The organism is Bradyrhizobium sp. CCGB01 (genome assembly GCF_024199795.1).
In the GTDB taxonomy this organism is placed as follows: Bacteria; Pseudomonadota; Alphaproteobacteria; order Rhizobiales; family Xanthobacteraceae; genus Bradyrhizobium.
The window spans coordinates 3,158,206-3,176,782 of the sequence record NZ_JANADK010000001.1 but is presented as its reverse complement, the minus strand read 5'-3'; the positions used below and the strand labels follow the sequence as shown (position 1 = coordinate 3,176,782).

Annotated in this window: 13 protein-coding genes; all 13 read right to left on the bottom strand. The window is 66.1% G+C overall.

What is annotated here, in order from left to right; all coding sequences use genetic code 11:
* Positions 1 to 161: 161 nt before the first annotated feature.
* The 13 genes from NLM25_RS14550 to NLM25_RS14490 all read right to left on the bottom strand — a co-directional run bounded on the left by NLM25_RS14550 (position 162) and on the right by NLM25_RS14490 (position 18,509).
* Positions 162 to 1,379, bottom strand: coding sequence for an acyl-CoA dehydrogenase family protein (locus tag NLM25_RS14550; protein ID WP_254117557.1), 1,218 nt, complete (start codon positions 1,377 to 1,379; stop codon positions 162 to 164).
* A 163-nt stretch (positions 1,380 to 1,542) separates the two neighbouring features.
* Positions 1,543 to 2,754, bottom strand: coding sequence for an ABC transporter substrate-binding protein (locus tag NLM25_RS14545; RefSeq protein WP_254117555.1), 1,212 nt, complete (start codon positions 2,752 to 2,754; stop codon positions 1,543 to 1,545).
* A gap of 116 nt (positions 2,755 to 2,870) precedes the next feature.
* Positions 2,871 to 3,446, bottom strand: coding sequence for an HdeD family acid-resistance protein (locus tag NLM25_RS14540; protein WP_254137385.1), 576 nt, complete (start codon positions 3,444 to 3,446; stop codon positions 2,871 to 2,873).
* Positions 3,447 to 3,575: 129 nt separating this feature from the next.
* On the bottom strand, positions 3,576 to 5,099 hold the full coding sequence (locus tag NLM25_RS14535) for an FAD-dependent oxidoreductase (protein WP_254137384.1): 1,524 nt from the start codon (positions 5,097 to 5,099) through the stop codon (positions 3,576 to 3,578).
* A gap of 19 nt (positions 5,100 to 5,118) precedes the next feature.
* Positions 5,119 to 5,745 carry a GTP cyclohydrolase I FolE gene (gene folE / locus NLM25_RS14530; protein WP_254117550.1) on the bottom strand — a complete coding sequence of 209 codons (627 nt, stop codon included), beginning with the start codon at positions 5,743 to 5,745 and terminating at the stop codon, positions 5,119 to 5,121.
* A gap of 230 nt (positions 5,746 to 5,975) precedes the next feature.
* Complete coding sequence (locus tag NLM25_RS14525) at positions 5,976 to 6,875, bottom strand: alpha/beta fold hydrolase (protein ID WP_254137383.1); 900 nt, start codon at positions 6,873 to 6,875, stop codon at positions 5,976 to 5,978.
* Between the two features lie 119 nt (positions 6,876 to 6,994).
* On the bottom strand, positions 6,995 to 7,822 hold the full coding sequence (locus NLM25_RS14520; protein WP_254117548.1) for an HD domain-containing protein: 828 nt from the start codon (positions 7,820 to 7,822) through the stop codon (positions 6,995 to 6,997).
* A 217-nt stretch (positions 7,823 to 8,039) separates the two neighbouring features.
* Positions 8,040 to 8,918 carry a transglutaminase family protein gene (locus tag NLM25_RS14515; protein ID WP_254137382.1) on the bottom strand — a complete coding sequence of 293 codons (879 nt, stop codon included), beginning with the start codon at positions 8,916 to 8,918 and terminating at the stop codon, positions 8,040 to 8,042.
* Complete coding sequence (locus NLM25_RS14510; protein WP_254137381.1) at positions 8,915 to 11,428, bottom strand: circularly permuted type 2 ATP-grasp protein; 2,514 nt, start codon at positions 11,426 to 11,428, stop codon at positions 8,915 to 8,917. Before NLM25_RS14510 ends, NLM25_RS14515 begins: the two co-directional genes overlap by 4 nt.
* A gap of 27 nt (positions 11,429 to 11,455) precedes the next feature.
* On the bottom strand, positions 11,456 to 14,725 hold the full coding sequence (locus NLM25_RS14505) for a DUF2126 domain-containing protein (RefSeq protein WP_254137380.1): 3,270 nt from the start codon (positions 14,723 to 14,725) through the stop codon (positions 11,456 to 11,458).
* 169 nt (positions 14,726 to 14,894) lie between these two features.
* Complete coding sequence (locus tag NLM25_RS14500; protein WP_254137379.1) at positions 14,895 to 16,418, bottom strand: UxaA family hydrolase; 1,524 nt, start codon at positions 16,416 to 16,418, stop codon at positions 14,895 to 14,897.
* Between the two features lie 99 nt (positions 16,419 to 16,517).
* Complete coding sequence (locus NLM25_RS14495; RefSeq protein ID WP_063691099.1) at positions 16,518 to 17,294, bottom strand: HpcH/HpaI aldolase/citrate lyase family protein; 777 nt, start codon at positions 17,292 to 17,294, stop codon at positions 16,518 to 16,520.
* 129 nt (positions 17,295 to 17,423) lie between these two features.
* Complete coding sequence (locus tag NLM25_RS14490; RefSeq protein WP_254137378.1) at positions 17,424 to 18,509, bottom strand: malate/lactate/ureidoglycolate dehydrogenase; 1,086 nt, start codon at positions 18,507 to 18,509, stop codon at positions 17,424 to 17,426.
* Between the last annotated feature and the right edge of the window lie 68 nt (positions 18,510 to 18,577).

Sequence of the window (18,577 nt, the reverse complement as noted above, 5' to 3'; positions counted from 1 at the left end):
TCTCATTCACCTGCGTGAACCTGACAAAGCGTGATCGGCGCCACTCTCAATCAGGAGTAGTTACTATTGTGCTACAATGATCCGAAACAATCCCGCAACGGCCTGAAACGATGCTGTTCAGGGCCAATCGGGCAAGAATTGCTGTCGCGGGCGCGGAACTCCTACCCCGCCATCACCCCGCCGCGCTTGATCAGCTCCTTGCCGACGGCGGCGAGATGCACCTGGTCCGGCCCGTCGCCGATACGGATGAAGCGGGCGTAGACATAGGCGCGGGCGAGGAACGTGTCCTGCGAGACGCCGGCGGCGCCGTGGATCTGGATGGCGCGGTCGATGACACGGGCGGCCATGCTGGGCACCACGATCTTGGCCGCGGCGATCAGGTCGCGCGCGGCCTTGTTGCCCTCGCGGTCCATCCTGTCGGCGGCCTGCAGCGTCAGCAGCCGCGCCTGCGCGATCTCGCAGAAGGAGTGCGCGATGTCCTCCTTCACCGAGCCCTGCTCGGCGAGCGGCTTGCCGAAGGCGACGCGGGAGACCGCGCGCTGGCACATCAGCTCCAGCGCGCGCTGGGCGCAGCCGATCAGCCGCATGCAATGATGGATGCGGCCGGGGCCGAGCCTGCCTTGCGCGATCTCGAAGCCGCGGCCCTCGCCGAGCAAAATGTTCTCCGCGGGCACGCGGACATTCTCATAGACGATTTCGGGATGGCCGACCGGCGCATCGTCGTAGCCGTAGGTCAGCATGTCGCGGACGATGCGCACGCCCGGCGTCGCCTTCGGCACCAGGATCATGGACTGCTGGCGATGGCGGTCGGGATCGTCCGGCGCGGTCTTGCCCATCACGATCAGGATCTCGCAATCCTCGTTCATCGCGCCTGAGGTGAACCATTTCCGGCCGTTGATGACGTAGTCGGCGCCGTCGCGCCTGATCTCGCACTGGATGTTGGTGGCGTCGCTGGAGGCGACCTGCGGCTCCGTCATCGAGAAGCCGGAGCGGATGCGTCCGTCGAGCAGCGGCTTCAGCCAGCGCTCCTGCTGCGCCTTCGTGCCGTAGTTCGCCAGCACCTCCATGTTGCCGACGTCGGGCGCCGAGCAGTTGAAGATCTCGGGCGCCCAGAGGATGCGGCCCATGATCTCCTTCACGGGCGCGTATTCGAGATTGGTCAGGCCCGGTCCATGCTCGCCGGAGAGAAACAGGTTCCAGAGCCCCTGCTCCCGCGCCAGCCGCTTCAGGTCCTGGAGCACAGGCGGCGTCTTGTAGCGCGTGGCCTCAGGCTTGACCTGCTCGTAATAGAGCTCCTCGACGGGCTCGACATGCACCCGCATGAACTGGCGGACGCGCTCCTGGAGCTCCAGCGAACGGGCGGAGTGTTGAAAGTCCATCGTGGTCTCCTGTTCGCTTCGCCGCGCGTCAGTATCGTAGGGTGGGCAAAGCGAAGCGTGCCCACGCATTTTTTGCGACCGAGAGAGGTGGTGGGCACGGCGCATGGGCGCCTTTGCCCACCCTACGATTGCGAACTCGCGGAGAGAGCCTGTCGGTCGCCCCTCACGTCCCGCGCAGCAGCTCGCTCGCCACGATCCAGTCATTGCCGTCGAACTGCAGCATATAACCGTCCTTGATGGGGCGGAAATCCTGCGGGGTGGTGTTGAGCGTGATGCCGGGCATCAGCAGCGACAGCGGCACGTTCTTCAGGTTGGACGCCTGCGCCATGATGTTCTCGCGCGTCAGATTGTCCTTGCACTGCTTGAGCAGGACGACGAGCGCCTCGGCGACGGTGTAACCATAGAGGCCGGCGACGTTGTTGATGTCGGCATTGGGCAGGCGCTTCTTCATGAACTCGATATAGGCCGTCATCGCCGGATCGTCCTTCGGCGCCTCGACGAACGGCTTGAGCGAGCCGAGCGAGAGCACGCCCTTGCCGGCATCGAGACCGGCGGGGACCATCACGGTTGCCTTGTTGGCGCAGCCGGAGGCGAGGAATCGCGTCGGCTGCCAGCCGACCTCGTGCGCCTTGCGGATCGCCTGCGCGCAGGCGCGCGGCGTCACCGAATAAATCATGAAGACGTCGGCCTTGGTGCTCGCGAGCGTCAGCACCTGGGAATCGACGGTGGGATCGGCGACCTCGAAGCTCGAGGCCATCGCGATCGCCTTGTCTGCGTCGGCACCGAGCGCTTCCTTGACGCCGCGCAGATACTCCTTGCCGGCGTCGTCGTTCTGGTAGAGCACCGCAAAGCGCGCATTCGGGTTCTTGGCGCGGGCATAGGCGACGTCGATCGCGGCCTCGCTGGTGTAGTTCGGCGCCCACGGCAGCGCCATCGACCACGGCATGTTGGCGGGATCGTTCCACTTCGAGGCCGAACTGATCAGGAACAGCTGCGGCACCTTGTTGCTGTTGAGATATTTCGCGATCGCCGAGCTCGGTGCCGTGCCCATGGTCGCGAAGATGAAGGCGACACCATCGCCCTCGACGAGGCGCCGCGCGGCTTCCATGGTCTTCGGCGGCGAGAAGGCGTCGTCGAGCGACAACAGGTTGAGCTTGCGACCGTTGACGCCGCCCTTCTCGTTGACCTCGTCGAAATAGGCCGAAATGACCCTGCCGGTGATGCCGAGCGGCGATGCGGGGCCGCTATAGGGCATGGTGTTGCCGATCTTAATCTCGGTGTCGCTGACGCCGGGACCGTAGGACTTTTGCGCGGAGACTGGTGTGGACAGGCAGGCGGCAGCCAGCGCTGCGGCCAGGGCCAAAGCAGCTTTCATGGTTTCTCCCCAGTGATGATCGTCCGCGCGACCCGAGCGCGCAGCGTGCTGCTTTTCTGTCAGCGCATCAGCTCAGCGGAGTTCCGCAAGACGGTCTTGCGTCGAGTTGCTGGTAGCTAGCGGCGCCGCCGCAGGCTGAAGCCCAGGCTGACCCAGCCGGCGCCCGCCATGATCAGGTCGATGCCGAGGAACAGGCCGAGGATATAGACGCTGTTCACCGGCCAGCGCGCCACGATGAGCAGTCCGAGCAGCAGCGTGATGGCGCCCGACAGCGCCACCCACACCCACGGGCTTTCGCGCTTCATGCTGAAGGCGAGAAACAGCCGGACCGCGCCCGAGGCGATCAGCGACGCGCCCAGGAACAGCGTCAGCAGCACTGCCGCGAACAGCGGGTTCTCGAAGGTCAGGAAGCCCGCGATGACATAGAGCACGCCGAGCAAGGCCCAGATCAAGAACTTGCCCCAGCTTTTCATCTGGAACGCGCCGATGATCTCCGCCGCGCCGGCGACGATCATCATGGCACCGACCACGATCACGCTCGCCACCGTCGCCATCACCACGCTGCCGAGCGCGACGAAGCCGGCGATGAGGTAGACGACACCGAGCGCGACGATCCAGCCCCATTTGGCATGTAACGCCGCGATGCCCGAGCCAAGACCAAGATGTTGGGAAGTATCCGAAGCAGTTGTCATGACGCCACTCCTGCAAGCGAAGCCCGGAGGCACACGCCAGGATAGCACGAGCCGCTCCGGGTCGACAGCCAGCAGAGCAGCCGCCGGCGGCAGCAACATTGACCTAAATCAAGATCGAATGCGGCGTTTTCAGCCGCGGGAGCGCTCCATCTCGAGCTCGGCCTTGAGGTTGTCGAGATCGCGATAGATTGAAGCGACCGCCAGCACGCGCCCGCCCTTGCGGTACTTCAGCAGGCAGTCCTTCCCGTCGATGCTGCCGTCGATCGCAATGTCGTCAAAGCTCTCGGCATGTCCGACATAGTTGATCGGAACGTCGTAGTGCTGCGACCAGAAGAACGGCACGGCATCGAAACGTTCGCGCCTGCCGAGCATGTTGCGCGCCGCGGCCTGGCCCTGCCGCTCCGCCACCACCCAGTGCTCGACGCGGATGGTTTGCCGCGAATGCGGATCGGGCCAGCGGGCGATGTCGCCAGCCGCGAAGATGCCGGCGATGCTGGTCTCGAGATATTCGCTCACGCTGACGCCGCGGTCGGCCGCAAGGCCCGCCTGTTCGGCCAGCGCGAGGCGCGGCCTGACGCCGATCCCGACCACGACGAGATCGGCCTCGATCACGCCGCCGCTCTTCAGCGTCGCGCGTCTGCCGTCGAGCTTTTCGACGGTGTCCCCGAGGTGGAAGTTCACGCCGTTCTCTTCATGCAGCGCGCGAACGAAATCGCCCATCTCGGGACCGAGCACCTTCTGCATCGGCCGCTCCTCGGGCGCGACCACATGCACCTCGAGCTTGCGCGCCCGCAAGGAGGCCGCGACTTCGAGGCCGATGAAGCTGGCGCCGATCACCAGCGCGCGCCTGGCACCGCCGGCCGCCTTGATGATGGCGCGGCTGTCGGCAACGGAGCGCAAGGTGTGCACATGCGGCTGGTCCGCGCCCGGAATCTGCAATCTGACCGGCTCGGCGCCGGTCGCGAGCAGCAGCCGGTCGAACGGCAGCTTGTCGCCATTGCCCAGCGTCACGCTGCGCGCCTTCGGCTCGATCGCTGCAACGCTCGTCTTGAGCCTGAGATCGATGCCCGCGTCCTGATAATAATCCTCGCCCCGCAGCGGCAGCCAGTCCTCCGGTGCGTTGCCGGCGAGATAGTCCTTGGAGAGGTTGGGACGGTCGACCGGCATCGCGCCGTCGTCGCTGAGCATGGTGATGGCGCCGGCAAAGCCCTCGCGCCGGAGCGTCTCGGCTGCCGCAAAACCGGCCGCGCCGCCGCCGACAATGACGAATTTTTCCGGCGTCGGCGCGCTGCGATGAGCTGCCGACGGCTTCGCTGCCTCGCGCTTGCGCTGAACGATGATCCTGTCGCGATCGCGCGAGACCTCCCACACCGCCAGCGCGTTCAGCGCCGGCGGACGGGTGGCCTCGCCGGTGCGCAGGGAAAAGCAGGCGTGATGCCAGGGACAGCGAATGGTGTCGCCGACCACCAATCCCTCGGCGAGCGGGCCGTGGTAGTGGCTGCAAGCCGGCTCGATCGCAAAGATCTCGCTGCCGGCCTGCACCAGAAGAACATCCTCCTCGCCGACATGGCCGAGCAGCTTGCCGTCCTTGAACTCCGTCAGCGACACGCCCTTGGTCAGGTCGGGTCCACTCGGCTTGTTGTCCTCGGTCATGGCGTCGTCTCCTTGCGGATCAGTCGTCCGAATTGGCCAGCCCCAACAGCTCCTGTCGCGTCAGCGCATTGTCGCGGAACACGCCCAGCATGCGGCTGGTGACGAGATCGGTCCCGGGTTTGTGCGCGCCGCGCGTTGTCATACAGTGATGCGTCGCCTTGATGATGACGCCGACGCCTTCAGGCCTCAGCACGTCGTTGATCGTGTTGGCGATCTGCGCCGTCATCTTCTCCTGGATCTGGAGGCGTTTTGCATAGACGTCGACCACGCGCGCAAGCTTGCTGATGCCGACCACGCGCCCCTGCGGAATATAGGCGACCCAGGCGCGGCCCACGATCGGCGCCATGTGGTGCTCGCAATGGCTCTCGAACCGAACCCCGCGCAGCACGATCATCTCGTCATAGCCTTCGATCTCCTCGAAGGTCTTTTGCAGGATTTCCGTGGGATCCTGCGCATAGCCGGAAAAATACTCCTCGAAGGCGCGTGCGACCCGATCCGGCGTGTCGCGCAGACCGTCGCGCGCGGGATCGTCGCCGGCCCAGCGGATCATGGTCCGGACCGCCTGCTCGACCTCCGCCCTGTCAGGCCGATCGCTCGGCGCCTGCGCGACCGCGACACGTTCCAGCTTGCGCACTTGCGACGTCATCCAAAACCTCCCCTGCAACGAGCCGCAACCGGACGCGGCCCCACAGCTTGGACGGCTGCGATTGGAAAAGGTTCCCGAGATCAGGAAAAATCGGAAGGTTGGCGGGTGGCCGATCGGTGGGACGCGCCTTGAGACCCTCATGGTGAGGAGCGCCGAAGGCGTGTCTCGAACCATGCAGGCCCGGCTGCGGCAGCCGGGCCTTCATCCTTCGAACCCGCTCCGCGGGCTCCTCAGGATGAGGATTTTGCTGCTTGCCTGACGTCGAGCACGGCCTGCGCCCATTCGGCGGGCCGCTCCTGCGGGAGGTTGTGGCCGGCTCCGGCGAACACGCGCCGCTCGAGATAACCCTCGAACTTGCGCGCATGATGGGCGGTGCCGGGATTGACGCCGTCGCTGTCGCCGTCGATCGCGATGGTGGGGACGCGGACCTGGGGCTGCGCGGCGAGCTTTGCCTCGATCGCGGCATAGGCTGGATCGCCTTCGACCAGCGCGTAGCGATGGCGGTAGGAGTGGATCACGACATCGACGAAATCAGGATTGTCGAACGACGCCGCGCTCGTCTTGAACGTCGCGTCGTCGAAGGCCCATTGCGGCGACCACATCGACCAGAGCTGGCGGGCGAAGCCGGCCCGGTTGCGCTCCAGCGCACGGCGGCCGCGTTCGTTGTGGAAGAGATATTGATACCAGAGCGCCGCCTCCTCCGGCGGTGACGCCGGCTCCATGGACTTCGCGATGTTCTGGATGTTGTAGGAATTGCCGGAGACCAGCGCGATCACGCGCTCGGGATGCAGCACCGAGACGACGCAGGCCGCGCGGCCGCCCCAATCGTAACCGCCAACGACCGCGCGTTCGATGCGCAGCGCATCCATGAAGGCCAGGAGATCGGCGCCGAGCGCGGCCTGCTCGCCGGAGCGCAGCGTCTCGGCGGAGCGGAAACGGGTCGGCCCGTAGCCGCGCAACCAGGGCACAAGCACCCGCGCGCCCGCTTCCGCGATCAGAGGCGCGGTCTCGGCATAGGCGTTCACATCATAGGGAAAGCCGTGGCCCATGATGCAGGGCCAGCCATTCGGCGCGCCGTATTCGAGATAGGCGATGTCGAGGACGTCCGTGGAGATGGTTTTTTGTTGCATGATTTGCTCACGGATTGCGAGAGACCGTCGCCCGGATGAGCGCAGCGACATCCGGGATGCAGCGCCACCGGCTCCGGATATCGCTTCGCTCATCCGGGCTACGGCACCGCGACGGCCGCCTATTTCTGCGGCCCCGACAGCGAGATGTCGCGCTCGGCGCGGAACACGTTGCTGTAGAGGTTGGCGATCCACTGCCGGCCGATCTCGGTCTTGTTGAGATAGCCGATCTCGGTCTGGATGTGCGGTGCGACGCTATTCCAATAGAACTGTGGATAGCGGTTCACGATGTCGGCGGGCGAGTCGTAGCCGAGCTGGCGGTTCATGCCGACCTCTTCGAACTCGTAATAGAGCGCGTTGGCCTTGCGCAGATAATTGGGATCGCCGAGCTGGCCGATGAAGTCGGCGGCCCGCAGGATCGAGGCTTCGTCGTCATACTCCTGGCCTTCACGGGCCGGGAAGCGGGTGCCCTCGATGGCGCGGGCGACGCGTTCACTGTCGATACCGCGGATCGGTGGCAGCCGCCGTCGCACGAAAAGCTTCGAACGATCAACGTGATACATCATCAGACTGGCATCCGACGCGCCGCGCGGCAGCGACACCTTGGTGCCGGCCTCGTCGACCACGAAACCGTCTTCGTCGTCCTCCGGAAACAGGCCGCGGACATAGCCGATGTCGTGCGCAAGGCAGGCGATCAGAATATGGATGTAGTCCTCGGCATCGAGGTGCGTGTGCAGATTGCGGCCAAGCATGATCGCCTGGGCTGCCAGCGTCACCAGCATCGTATGCTCGATGTTGTGATAGAGCGCGTCGCTATTGCCGATGCATTCCATCGCGGTGCGCGTCGAGGCCTCCACCACCCTGGCATAGGAATCGTCGTACCTGCGACGCATGAACGAGCCCAGCAACTTCTCCAGGGATTCAGCCGCCAGCCTCGGTAACGTCATCATGGATGCAGCCCCGCTTGTCGGTGGTGTCCCACGTCAGCTCCCGACGTCTCATTCGTGTCCTCGACGCGACAGCCAGCATAGCCCATCTTGGGCCAAGTGACCAAACCCCGGGACGAAATTACGGAAATATGTTGCTGTTGTGCTCTGCGCCATCACGGTTGTGGTTGGCACATGACACACCCTGGAGCAGAAGACGCCAGGCCGGCAAAACCCGCCGTCATTCCACCAGCAGCACGTCCACGGCGACGCCGAGCTTCTGCTTCGGCGAGCCGACGATGATGCCGTCGACCGGCGAGACGTCGGAGAAGTCGCGACCGACCGCGAGCACGATGTGGTCGTTCGCCACGAGCAAATCATTGGTCGGATCGAAATCGACCCAGCCAAGCTCGGCCCCGCACCACAGCGACACCCAGGCATGGGTGGCATCGGCGCCCTGCAAGCGCGGCTGACCCGGCGGTGGAACGGTGCGGAGATAGCCGCTGACATAGGCCGCCGGCAGACCGAGCCCGCGCAGCCCTGCGATCATCACATGGGCAAAGTCCTGGCAAACGCCGTGCCGCTTGTCGAAGACCTCGCCGAGCGGCGTCGAGATCACCGTCGCCTTCGGATCGTAGCGGAATTCGGTGCGGATGCGATGCATGAGATCGGCCGCGGCGGCAAGGATGCCCGCGCCGGGCGCAAAGCTCGTCGCCGCATAGGCGCTGACGGGGCGCAGCACCGGCACCAGCGGGCTTGCGAAGACATAGCCCACCGGCGAGCACGGCCCGAGGCTGGTCGCTTCAAACGCGATGTCGCGGATGCTCTCCCAGGACGGACTGGCGGCATCGCGCGCGGGCGGCCGTCGCGAGACGGAGACGCGCGAGCGCGAGTCGATCCGCAGATTGCGATGCGCGGTTTCGATCACGACGCTCTCGGTCAGGGTGCCGAAAAAGTCGCGCCGCACGTTGCGCTCGGAGGGGCGCGGACGGATCTCGACGTGGTGCGAGATCAACTCCTGACCATTGCCGCTCCTCGGCTCAAGCCGCAGCGTGCAGCGGGCGAAGCTGACCGGACTTTCGTATTCATATGTCGTGACGTGCCTGATGTCGTAGATCACGCAAGCCCCGTCAGCTTTTCGGGCCGGCTGGCATTGGGGCCGTGCGGGAAGTAGTGCAGCCCGATCGCCTCGGCGAGGCTGAGCAGGTCCTGCTCCAGCGCGAACAGGGCCTTGACCTCGAGCTTCTCGGCCTCGGCGGTCGCGAGCATCGCCTGCACCGCGACCGCGAGCCGCTGCGGCTGCTCGATCAGGCCGTGCTCCTTCAGGCTCGGGAGCGAAGCGATGTGCTCGTTCAGCATCGTCACCTGGAACGCGACCGAACGCGGATTGTAACTGTCGAGCACCGCGAGATCGCGCACCGGCGCCAGGATCGGCGCCAGCAGATAGCGCGAGCGGTAGGTGATCTGGGAATCCACCAGCGTCAGCAGGATATCGAGATCCTCGTCGCCGGCCTCGTCATAGGCGAACTGGCGCGCAAAGCGCGTGGTGTTGATGGCGCGCTCGGTGCGGCGGCCGATATCCAGGAAGCGCCAGCCGGCGGCGCGGTTCATGTTCTCCTGCGCCAGCCCTGCAAAGCTCGCAAGCTCCTGCAAGGTCAGCTCGGCCGCGCTCACCACGCTGTCGTCATCCTCGACCTCCCAGGCCAGCCGGTCGGTCATCTCGGTGATGACCTGCCAGGCATCGGGCGACAGCCGCTCGCGCAGCGAGGTTGCCGTGCGCTGCGCCGCGCGTACCAGTGACAGCGCCGAGCCGAAACGCTCCTCGCTCTGCAGCGCTTCGGCGACGATGCGCCCCGGTGCCGTGCGCGAGGCCTGCGAGATCGCGCCCCAGGCCACCAGCAGGCGCTGGATGCGCTCGGCCGATTGCAGCGAGGCCGCGGTTCCCTTGTTGGGCCCGCTCGGCGAGCCCAGCGCGCGCACCAGACGCAGCGTTGCTTCGGCACGTTCGAGATAGCGGCCGAGCCAGAACAGATTGTCGGCGGCACGGCTCGGCAGCACGCCGGCGATGCGGCGGATGCGGACCTTGTCGGTCGCCGGCAGCAGCGTCGCGGTCGAGACCTTCTTCTCAGAGACCACCCAGACGTCGGCGGCGCGGGCGCCGTCGCCCATCGACACCGCGCGCGCATCAGCCTGCTCGGCGATCCGGCAGAAGCCGCCGGGCATGATGGCCCAGCCGTCGGGCGTCGCGGCCGCGAACACGCGCAGCACGAAGGGACGCGGCGTGAGCTGTCCCTGCTCCCACACCGGCATGGTCGAGAGCCGCACCACCTCCTGGCCGACATAGTCCATGCCGCGCGCGGTGATGGCGTCGATCAGGCGCTGGCGCCCGGCGGCATCGAGCTCACTCGCCAGCACCGGACCGTTGCTCTCGAAGCCGGGAACGCCGCGCCGGTAGGCGCCCTCGATCGCGACCTCGTCGAGCCGCGACAGCACCTCGTCGCGCGCGATGCGCTGGCCGCACCACCAGGTCGCGATGTGCGGCATCTTCAGCTCTTCGCCGAGCAGGCGGCGGCTGAGCGCCGGCAGGAAGCCGAGCATCGCACGCGCCTCCAGCACGCCCGAGCCCGGCATGTTGGCGACGACTACGCCATCCTTGCGCAGCACGTCGATCAGGCCGGGGACACCGAGCCGCGAGGAGGCATCGAGCTCGAGCGGATCGAGCGAGTTGGAATCGACCCGGCGCAGCAGCACGTCGAGCCGCTTCAGCCCGGCGACGGTGCGGATGTGGATACGGTTGTCGGCGACGGCGAGATCGTCGCCCTCGACCAGCAGGAAGCCGAGATAGCGCGCCAGCGTCGCGTGCTCGAAATAGGTTTCGCTGAAGCTACCGGGGGAGAGCACGCCGATGCGTGGCTCGTCGCGGTCCGCCCGCGCGCGAAGACTGTCGCGGAACGCCTCGAAGAACGGCGCGACGCGCGGGACGTTCATCGACTTGTAGAGATCGGAGAAGGCGCGCGAGAGCACCAGGCGGTTTTCCAGCGCATAGCCCGCCCCCGACGGCGCCTGCGTGCGGTCGCCGAGCACCCACCAGCGCCCGTCGGGCCCGCGGCCGACATCGGCCGCATAGAGCGAGAGGTAGCGCCCGCCCGGCGGCGGCACGCCGCAGACGGCGCGGAGATATTCGGGGCTGCCGGCGATCGCCGCGGCCGGAAGTGCGCCTTCGGCGACCAGCTTCCCTTCGCCATAGACGTCGCGCAGCACGAGCTCGAGCAGCTCGGCGCGCTGGGTGATGCCGGCGGACAGCTGCTTCCAGTCGGCCTCGTCGATCAGCAGCGGCAGATGACTGATCGACCACGGCCGGTCGGCGCTGTCTCCGGGCGCGCGGTAGGTGACGCCGGCCTCGCGCAAATGGCGGTCGGCCATGCCGAACCGCCGCTCGATCTCATCCGGCGCGAGCGCGCCGAAGGCATCGAAGAAGCGGCTCCAGACCGCGCGGGGGGCGCCGTCCGGCCCCAGAAACTCGTCGGGAATGCCGGGCAGACGGCGATAGTCGCGGACCCATTGCGCAAGGCGGCGCTGGGCTTGTGCCCTGCCTGTCTGGTCGTTTTCCTCGGCTGCGCCCTCGCCCATGCGCCTCTCCCTGCCCCACCATCATACTCATTGCAGGAGCGGGGTCCGCAAGTCGAGGGTCAGGGGAAACTCATTTGTGCGTTCCTCGGGCGGCGGCTGCATCGGACCCGGCGTGTGGCCGTGGTCCTGGAAGCGCGCCAGCCGCCGCGCCTCGGCCTCGTAGGTGTTGACCGGCTTGGTGTCGTAGCTGCGCCCCCCGGGATGGGCGACGTGGTAGACACAGCCGCCGAGCGAGCGGCCGTTCCAGCTGTCGATCAGGTCGAAGGTCAGGGGCGCGTGGACGGGGATGGTCGGGTGCAGGCCGGAGGCCGGCTGCCAGGCCTTGAAGCGGACGCCGGCCACGGCTTCCCCCGAACGGCCGGTCGAGGTCATCGGCAGGCGGCGGCCGTTGCAGGTCACGATGTGACGGCCTTCGACAAAACCCTCGGCTTTTACTTGAAGTCGTTCGACCGAACTGTCGACATAGCGCACCGTGCCGCCAGCCGAGCCCTCCTCGCCCAGCACATGCCAGGGCTCCAGCGCCTGCCGCAATTCCAGCGTCACGCCGCCATGATGGACGCGGCCAAAGGCGGGGAAGCGGAATTCGAGCTGGGCCAGATACCATTCCGGCTCAAAGGGATAGCCGGACTGCTTCAACTCAGAAAGCACTTCAAGAAAATCCTGCCAGATGAAGTGAGGCAGCATGAAGCGATCATGCAGCGACGTGCCCCAGCGCACGAACTTGCCTTGTTGTGGCTCGCGCCAGAACTTTGCGATCAGCGCGCGGATCAGGAGCTGCTGTGCCAGCGACATGCGCGGATCGGGCGGCATTTCGAGCGCGCGGAATTCGACGAGGCCGAGCCGCCCCGTGGGGCCGTCAGGCGAATAGAGCTTGTCGATGCAGATCTCGGCGCGGTGGGTGTTGCCGGTGATGTCGACGAGCAGATGCCGGAACAGGCGATCGACCAGCCATAGCGGGGTCTGGTAGCCCGGCGGCGGCACGTGCGAGAGCGCGATCTCGAGTTCGTAGATGCTGTCGTGGCGCGCTTCGTCGATGCGCGGCGCCTGGCTGGTCGGGCCGATGAAGAGCCCTGAGAAGAAATAGGACAGCGAGGGATGCCGCTGCCAGTGCAGCACCAGGCTCTTGAGCAGATCGGGCCGGCGCAGGAACGGCGAGTCCTGCGGAGAGGAGCCGCCGACCACGACGTGATTGCCGCCGCCGGTGCCGGTGTGGCGGCCGTCGACCAGAAAGCGGTTGGCGCCGAGGCGCACCTTGCCCGCATCCTCATAGAGGCCGGAGGTGATGTCGACCGCGTCGCGCCAGCTCTTCGCCGGCTGGATGTTGATCTCGATCACACCGGGATCGGGCGTCACCTTGATCACCTCGACGCGCGGATCGAACGGCGGCGGATAGCCCTCGACATGGACCTGGAGCTGCATCTCCTCGGCAGTGGCTTCGAGGGCCGCGACCAGTTCGAGATAATCCTCGATACGCTCGACCGGCGGCATGAAGGCGCAGAGCACGCCGTCGCGGACTTCGACCGACATCGCGGTGCGGACCGGGACCGACGTGTTGAGCTGCTCGGGCGCGCCCCGCGGCGGCGCTTCCGGACGCGCGGCGAGCGTGAACACCGGCAGCTTGTCCCGTGGGTCCAACGGATCCTGCTCGACGATGTAGGGATATTGGTTGGGCGGGACGTAGCCGAGCGAGCCGATCGGCAAGCGCAAGCCGAGAGGTGAATCGCCCGGTGTCAGGAACAGATGATTGCGCCGGAGTTGCCAGCGCTCGCTGCGCCAGCGCGGCGGCGCGTTCCAGCGCTGCACCGGCAGCACGAAACCGCGCGGCGTGTTGAGGCCATGCTCGAAGACGCGCGCCATGCGCGCGCGGGCTTCCGGATCGGACAATTTGGCATCGGAGGGATCGACGTTGACGGGAAGCTCGGCTTCCTTCTGGAGCCAATAGGCCGTGTCCTCATAGGCCGGCATGATGTAACCGGGGTCGAGCCCGAGCCGCGCCGCCGTGCCTTCCATGAAGGTCTCGGCGTCCTTCACCTGCGCCGGCCGCGGATTTTCGATGCTGGCGATGAGGTCGGCGTTCTTCCAGATCGGCACGCCGTCCTTGCGCCAGTACAGGCCGAAGGCCCAGCGCGGCAGGCTCTCGCCGGGATACCATTTGCCCTGGCCGTAATGCAGCAGCCCGCCCGCCCCGAAGCGCGTGCGCAGGCGGCGGATCAGATCGTCGGCGAGTGCGCGCTTGGTCGGGCCCACGGCCTCGGTGTTCCATTCCGCCGCCTCGAGATCGTCGACCGAGACGAAAGTCGGCTCGCCGCCCATGGTGAGGCGCACGTCCTGTGCGGCGAGATCGCCATCGACCTGCTCGCCGAGATCGTTGAGCCGCGCCCAGGATTCGTCGGAGAACGGTTTTGTGATGCGCGGCGCCTCGCGGATGCGCTTCACGCTCATGTCGAATTCGAATTCGACCTCGGCGAAGCCGGCACCGCCGGAGATCGGCGCAGCGGAGCGATAGTGCGGCGTGGCGGCAACCGGGATGTGCCCCTCGCCCGCGAGCATGCCGGAGGTCGCATCGAACCCGATCCAGCCCGCGCCCGGCAGATAGACCTCGGCCCAGGCGTGCAGGTCCGTAAAATCGTTCTCGACTTCCGGCGGGCCCTCGATCGGATCGATGTCGGGACGGATCTGGACGAGATAGCCGGAGACGAAGCGGGCGGCGAGACCGAGATGGCGGAAGGTCTGGATCAGAAGCCAGGCGGAGTCGCGGCATGATCCGGCGCAGGACGACAGCGTCTCCTCCGGCGTCTGCACGCCCGGCTTCATCCGGATGATGTAGCGGATCTTCTTCTGGAGCTCCCTGTTGAGATCGACCAGGAAGTTGACGGTGTTCGGGGCCTCGTGCGGGATCGTGTCGAGATATTTCGCGAACAGCCGATCGGGCTTGATGGTCTCGAGATAAGGCGCGAGCTCCGTCTTCAGGTCCTTCGGATAGTCGAACGGGAAGCTGTCGGCATAAGGCTCGACGAAGAAATCGAACGGGTTGACCACGGTCATCTGCGCCGTGAAATCGACCTCGAATTTCAGCTCGGTCGTCTTTTCAGGAAAGACGTAGCGCGCGAGCCAGTTGCCCTGCGGATCCTGCTGCCAGTTCACGAAATGATTTGATGGCGTGACCTTGAGCGAATAGCTCAGGATCGGCGTGCGCGTATGCGGCGCCGGCCGCAGCCGGATGGTCTGCGGGCCGAGATCGATCGGACGGTCGTATTTGTAGTGCGTGACGTGGTGTAATGCGACGTAGATCGACACGGGGTGCGGTGCTCCAGCAGCATTTTTGAGCAGAACACCGCCGGTGACCTCGATCAAGCACTAACAACGGGCAATCCGTGCCTACGGCACGGGCGAATAGTGAGTGGCGAATGGCGAATGGGTGTTCGAGCAGGCAATTCGCCGCTCCCTATTCACCATTCACCCCCTCTCACATCGTCGCGCCGAGCACCCAGGGCGCGAACTCGGCGCCGCCGAAATCGAAGCTCTCGCTCTTGGTCGGCTGGCCCGAGGCAGTCTTCAGGATGAGCTCGAAGATGCGCTGGCCGCACTCCTGGACGCTCTCCTCGCCTTCCAGGATGGTGCCGCAATTGACGTCCATGTCCTCTTCCATGCGCTTGTACATGGGCGTGTTGGTGGCGAGCTTGATCGAGGGCGCGGGCTTGCAGCCGAACACGCTGCCACGGCCGGTGGTGAAGCAGACCAGATTGGCACCGCCGGCGACCTGGCCGGTGGCCGCGACCGGATCGTAGCCGGGCGTGTCCATGAACACGAAGCCGCGCTTGGTCACCGGCTCGGCGTAGCGCAGCACGTCGACGAGATTGGTAGTGCCGGCCTTGGCCATCGCGCCGAGCGATTTTTCCAGGATGGTGGTGAGGCCGCCGGCCTTGTTGCCGGGGCTCGGATTGGCGTTCATCTCGGCGCCTTCGCGCTCGGTGTATTCGTCCCACCAGCGCATCAGATCGACGAGCTTCTCGCCGACCTCGCGGCTGACCGCACGGCGCGTCAAGAGATGCTCGGCGCCGTAGGTCTCCGGCGTCTCCGACAGGATCACGGTGCCGCCGTGACGGACGATGAGATCGCTGGCAGCGCCCAGCGCCGGATTGGCGGATACGCCGGAATAGCCGTCCGAGCCGCCGCATTGCAGGGCCACGGTGAGTTCGCTCACCGGTACGGACTCACGCGTGACCTTGTTGGAGTCAGCGAGCGCCTCGCGCACGAAGGCAATGCCCGCCTCCACCGTCTTGCGGGTGCCGCCGACCTCCTGGATGTCCATCGCGCGCAGGCGGCCGGCGAGCTTCTGCTCTTCCATGAGGCCGCCGATCTGGTTCACCTCGCAGCCGAGGCCGAGCACGATGACGTGGGAGAAATTGACGTGCCGCGCATAGCCGCCGAGCGTGCGGCGGAGCAGCGCCAGCGGCTCGTTCTGCGTCATGCCGCAGCCGGTCTTGTGGGTCAGCGCGACCACGCCGTCGACATTCGGAAAGTCGGCGAGCGGATTGTCGCCGGTGAACGGATTCTTCTTGAAGACGTCGGCGACGAGGCTCGCGACATGCGCGCTGCAATTCACCGAGGTGAGGATGCCGATATAGTTGCGCGTGGCGACGCGGCCGTCCGGACGGCGGATGCCCTCGAAGGTCGCCGGCAGGTCGAAGTTCGGCGTCGGCTTGACGTCGGCGCAGTAGGCATAGTCCTTGGAGAAATCGCCCATGCCGCAGTTCTGCACGTGCACGTGCTGGCCCGGCGCGATCGGAATGGTCGCAAAGCCGATGATCTGGCCGTAGCGGATCACAGGCTCGCCCACGGCGATCGGCTTGATCGCGACCTTGTGGCCGGAGGGAATGCGCTCGACCGTGGTCACGCCGTCGGCGACCACCGTCCCCGGCGGCAGGCTCGCGCGCGCGATCAGCACGCCGTCAGCGGGATGCAGGCGGATGACGGGGCTGATGGTCATGGCGAATCTCCTTCGGACGCGAATAGCGGGTAGTAAGTAGCGAATGGAAAAAGGGGAGCAGCACTATTCGCCACCCCCCATTCGCCATTCCCGAGTTTCTCAGGCCTTGCCGGCCGAATCCTTGCGGGTCGCGTTGACCTGCATCTTGGCGTAGGTCGTCATCAGGCCGACCTCGTTCGAGAGCGTCACCAGCTTGAAGCCCATGTTGATCGCGCGCGCCGCGCCTTCGGCGCCGCTGCAATGGATGCCCGGGTTGAGGCCGCGCTTGCCGCATTCCTTGATGATCTTCTCGTAGATCGCGAGGATCTCGGGCTCGCTGCGGTCGAGCTTCGGCTCGAGGCCGTAGGAGAAGCCGAGATCGGACGGGCCGATATAGACGCCGTCGATGCCCTCGACGTCGAGGATCGCTTCCATGTTCTCGACCGCGGTCTTGGTCTCCATCATCGGCAGGAGGATGGTGTCGGCGTTCGCGGTCTTCTGGTAGGAGCCCGCGGTGCCGTACATGCCGGCGCGGATCGGGCCGTTGGAGCGGACGCCCTGCGGCGGATATTTGGAATAGGAGACGAGGTTTTTGGCTTCCTGCGCCGTGTTGACCATCGGGCAGATCACGCCATAGGCGCCGCCGTCGAGCACCTTGCCGATGATGCCGGGCTCGTTCCAGGGCACGCGAACCATCGGGGTCACCGGATGCTTGTCCATGGCCTGGAAGCACTGCACCATCGACAGATAGTCCTGCACGCCATGCTGCATGTCGACGGTGACGCTGTCGAAGCCGCATTGCGCGATCATCTCGGCCGAGAAGCCTGAGGGGATCGCGAGCCACGCGTTGACCACGGCCTTGCCCGACTTCCAGATTTCCTTGACCTTGTTCGCCACGTTGCCTTCCTTCTTTGTTGTTTGGACCGTGTTGTCTGGACCATCGTCACCACGCCGAGCGCCGCGACCGCACGACCCCGCTGTTACCGCGAACCGGGGCGCCGCGCTACGCTCGCAATGACGCAAGACCTATGCGGTCGCGCTCTGGATGCTGACTTCGCTGACGCCGACCTCGCGGGCGGTGTTCACTATTGCCGCCCAGGTGTCATCCGGCAAGGGGATGCCGTTTTGGTTGCGCTCAGCCCTCGTTTTCCGCTCGGGATCGCCGGGAATCAGCACCTGATCGACCCCCGCCACCGGCTTGGTGGCACGGATGAAGTCCGCATAGCGCGACACCTCTGCGTCGAACACATGGGAGGTATCGACCACCTTCGGATCGATATAGAACGCCAGCATGCCGTTGGCAAAGCGCCGTCCGCCCGAGGTGGCCCCGGTTCCGGTCAGCGCGCCGCCGAGCAGCTCGCACATGAAGGCGAGGCCCGATCCCTTGTGCTCGCCGAAGGCGCGGATGGCGCCGGTGCCCTTGGTGTGATCGCGCGGCCCGTCCGGCGTGAAGGGCCCGTAAAGGACAACCGGATCTTCGCTCAAGGTGCCGTCGGCATCGACCAGCGCGCCCTTCGGCAGCTTCTTGCCGCCGCGGCTTGCGACCAGCACCTTGCCCTCGGCCACGACCGAGGTTGCAAAATCCAGCACGATCGGATCCTGGCCCTCGCGCGGGATACCGACGCAATAAGGCGCAGTGGAGAGCCGCTTCTCGACGCCGCCGAACGGCGCCACCAGCAGCGAGCCCGCGGCATTGACGAAATGCACCGAGACCAGCCCTTCGGCGGCGGCCATCTCGGCCCAGTCGCCGACCCGGCCGATATGGCCGGCGTTGCGCAATGCGATGGCGGCGAGCCCCGCCTTCCTGCATTTCTCGATACCGATCCGGACCGCCTGCGGCGTCACGGTCTGGCCATAGCCGAACTTGCCGTCGACCACCGCGAGCGACGGCGTATCGAGCACGATCTCGGCGTTCTGGTTCGGGACGACGAAGCCGGTCTTCTGCCAGCGGATATAGACCGGCACGCGGATCACGCCGTGGCTGTCGTGGCCGGTCAGGTTCGCCGTGGTCAGGTAGGTGGCGATGCGCCTGGCTTCTTCGGGGGACGATTGCGCGTGCGCAAAGACTTCAGTGACGAAGTCGATCAGCCTCTGGACCTGTATGGTGACCATGACGGCCTGCTTGCCTCTACCCCGCGCCGATTTTGAAGCGATCGGCTTGAGAAGCATTTTGAGCGAAA

Coding starts and splice junctions, on each gene's coding strand:
- folE (WP_254117550.1), bottom strand. CDS start 5,745: ATGACGTCGCAAGTGCGCAAGCTGGAACGTGTCGCGGTCGCGCAGGCG.
- NLM25_RS14525 (WP_254137383.1), bottom strand. CDS start 6,875: ATGCAACAAAAAACCATCTCCACGGACGTCCTCGACATCGCCTATCTC.
- NLM25_RS14535 (WP_254137384.1), bottom strand. CDS start 5,099: ATGACCGAGGACAACAAGCCGAGTGGACCCGACCTGACCAAGGGCGTG.
- NLM25_RS14540 (WP_254137385.1), bottom strand. CDS start 3,446: ATGACAACTGCTTCGGATACTTCCCAACATCTTGGTCTTGGCTCGGGC.
- NLM25_RS14510 (WP_254137381.1), bottom strand. CDS start 11,428: ATGGGCGAGGGCGCAGCCGAGGAAAACGACCAGACAGGCAGGGCACAA.
- NLM25_RS14550 (WP_254117557.1), bottom strand. CDS start 1,379: ATGGACTTTCAACACTCCGCCCGTTCGCTGGAGCTCCAGGAGCGCGTC.
- NLM25_RS14545 (WP_254117555.1), bottom strand. CDS start 2,754: ATGAAAGCTGCTTTGGCCCTGGCCGCAGCGCTGGCTGCCGCCTGCCTG.
- NLM25_RS14500 (WP_254137379.1), bottom strand. CDS start 16,418: ATGACCATCAGCCCCGTCATCCGCCTGCATCCCGCTGACGGCGTGCTG.
- NLM25_RS14490 (WP_254137378.1), bottom strand. CDS start 18,509: ATGGTCACCATACAGGTCCAGAGGCTGATCGACTTCGTCACTGAAGTC.
- NLM25_RS14520 (WP_254117548.1), bottom strand. CDS start 7,822: ATGATGACGTTACCGAGGCTGGCGGCTGAATCCCTGGAGAAGTTGCTG.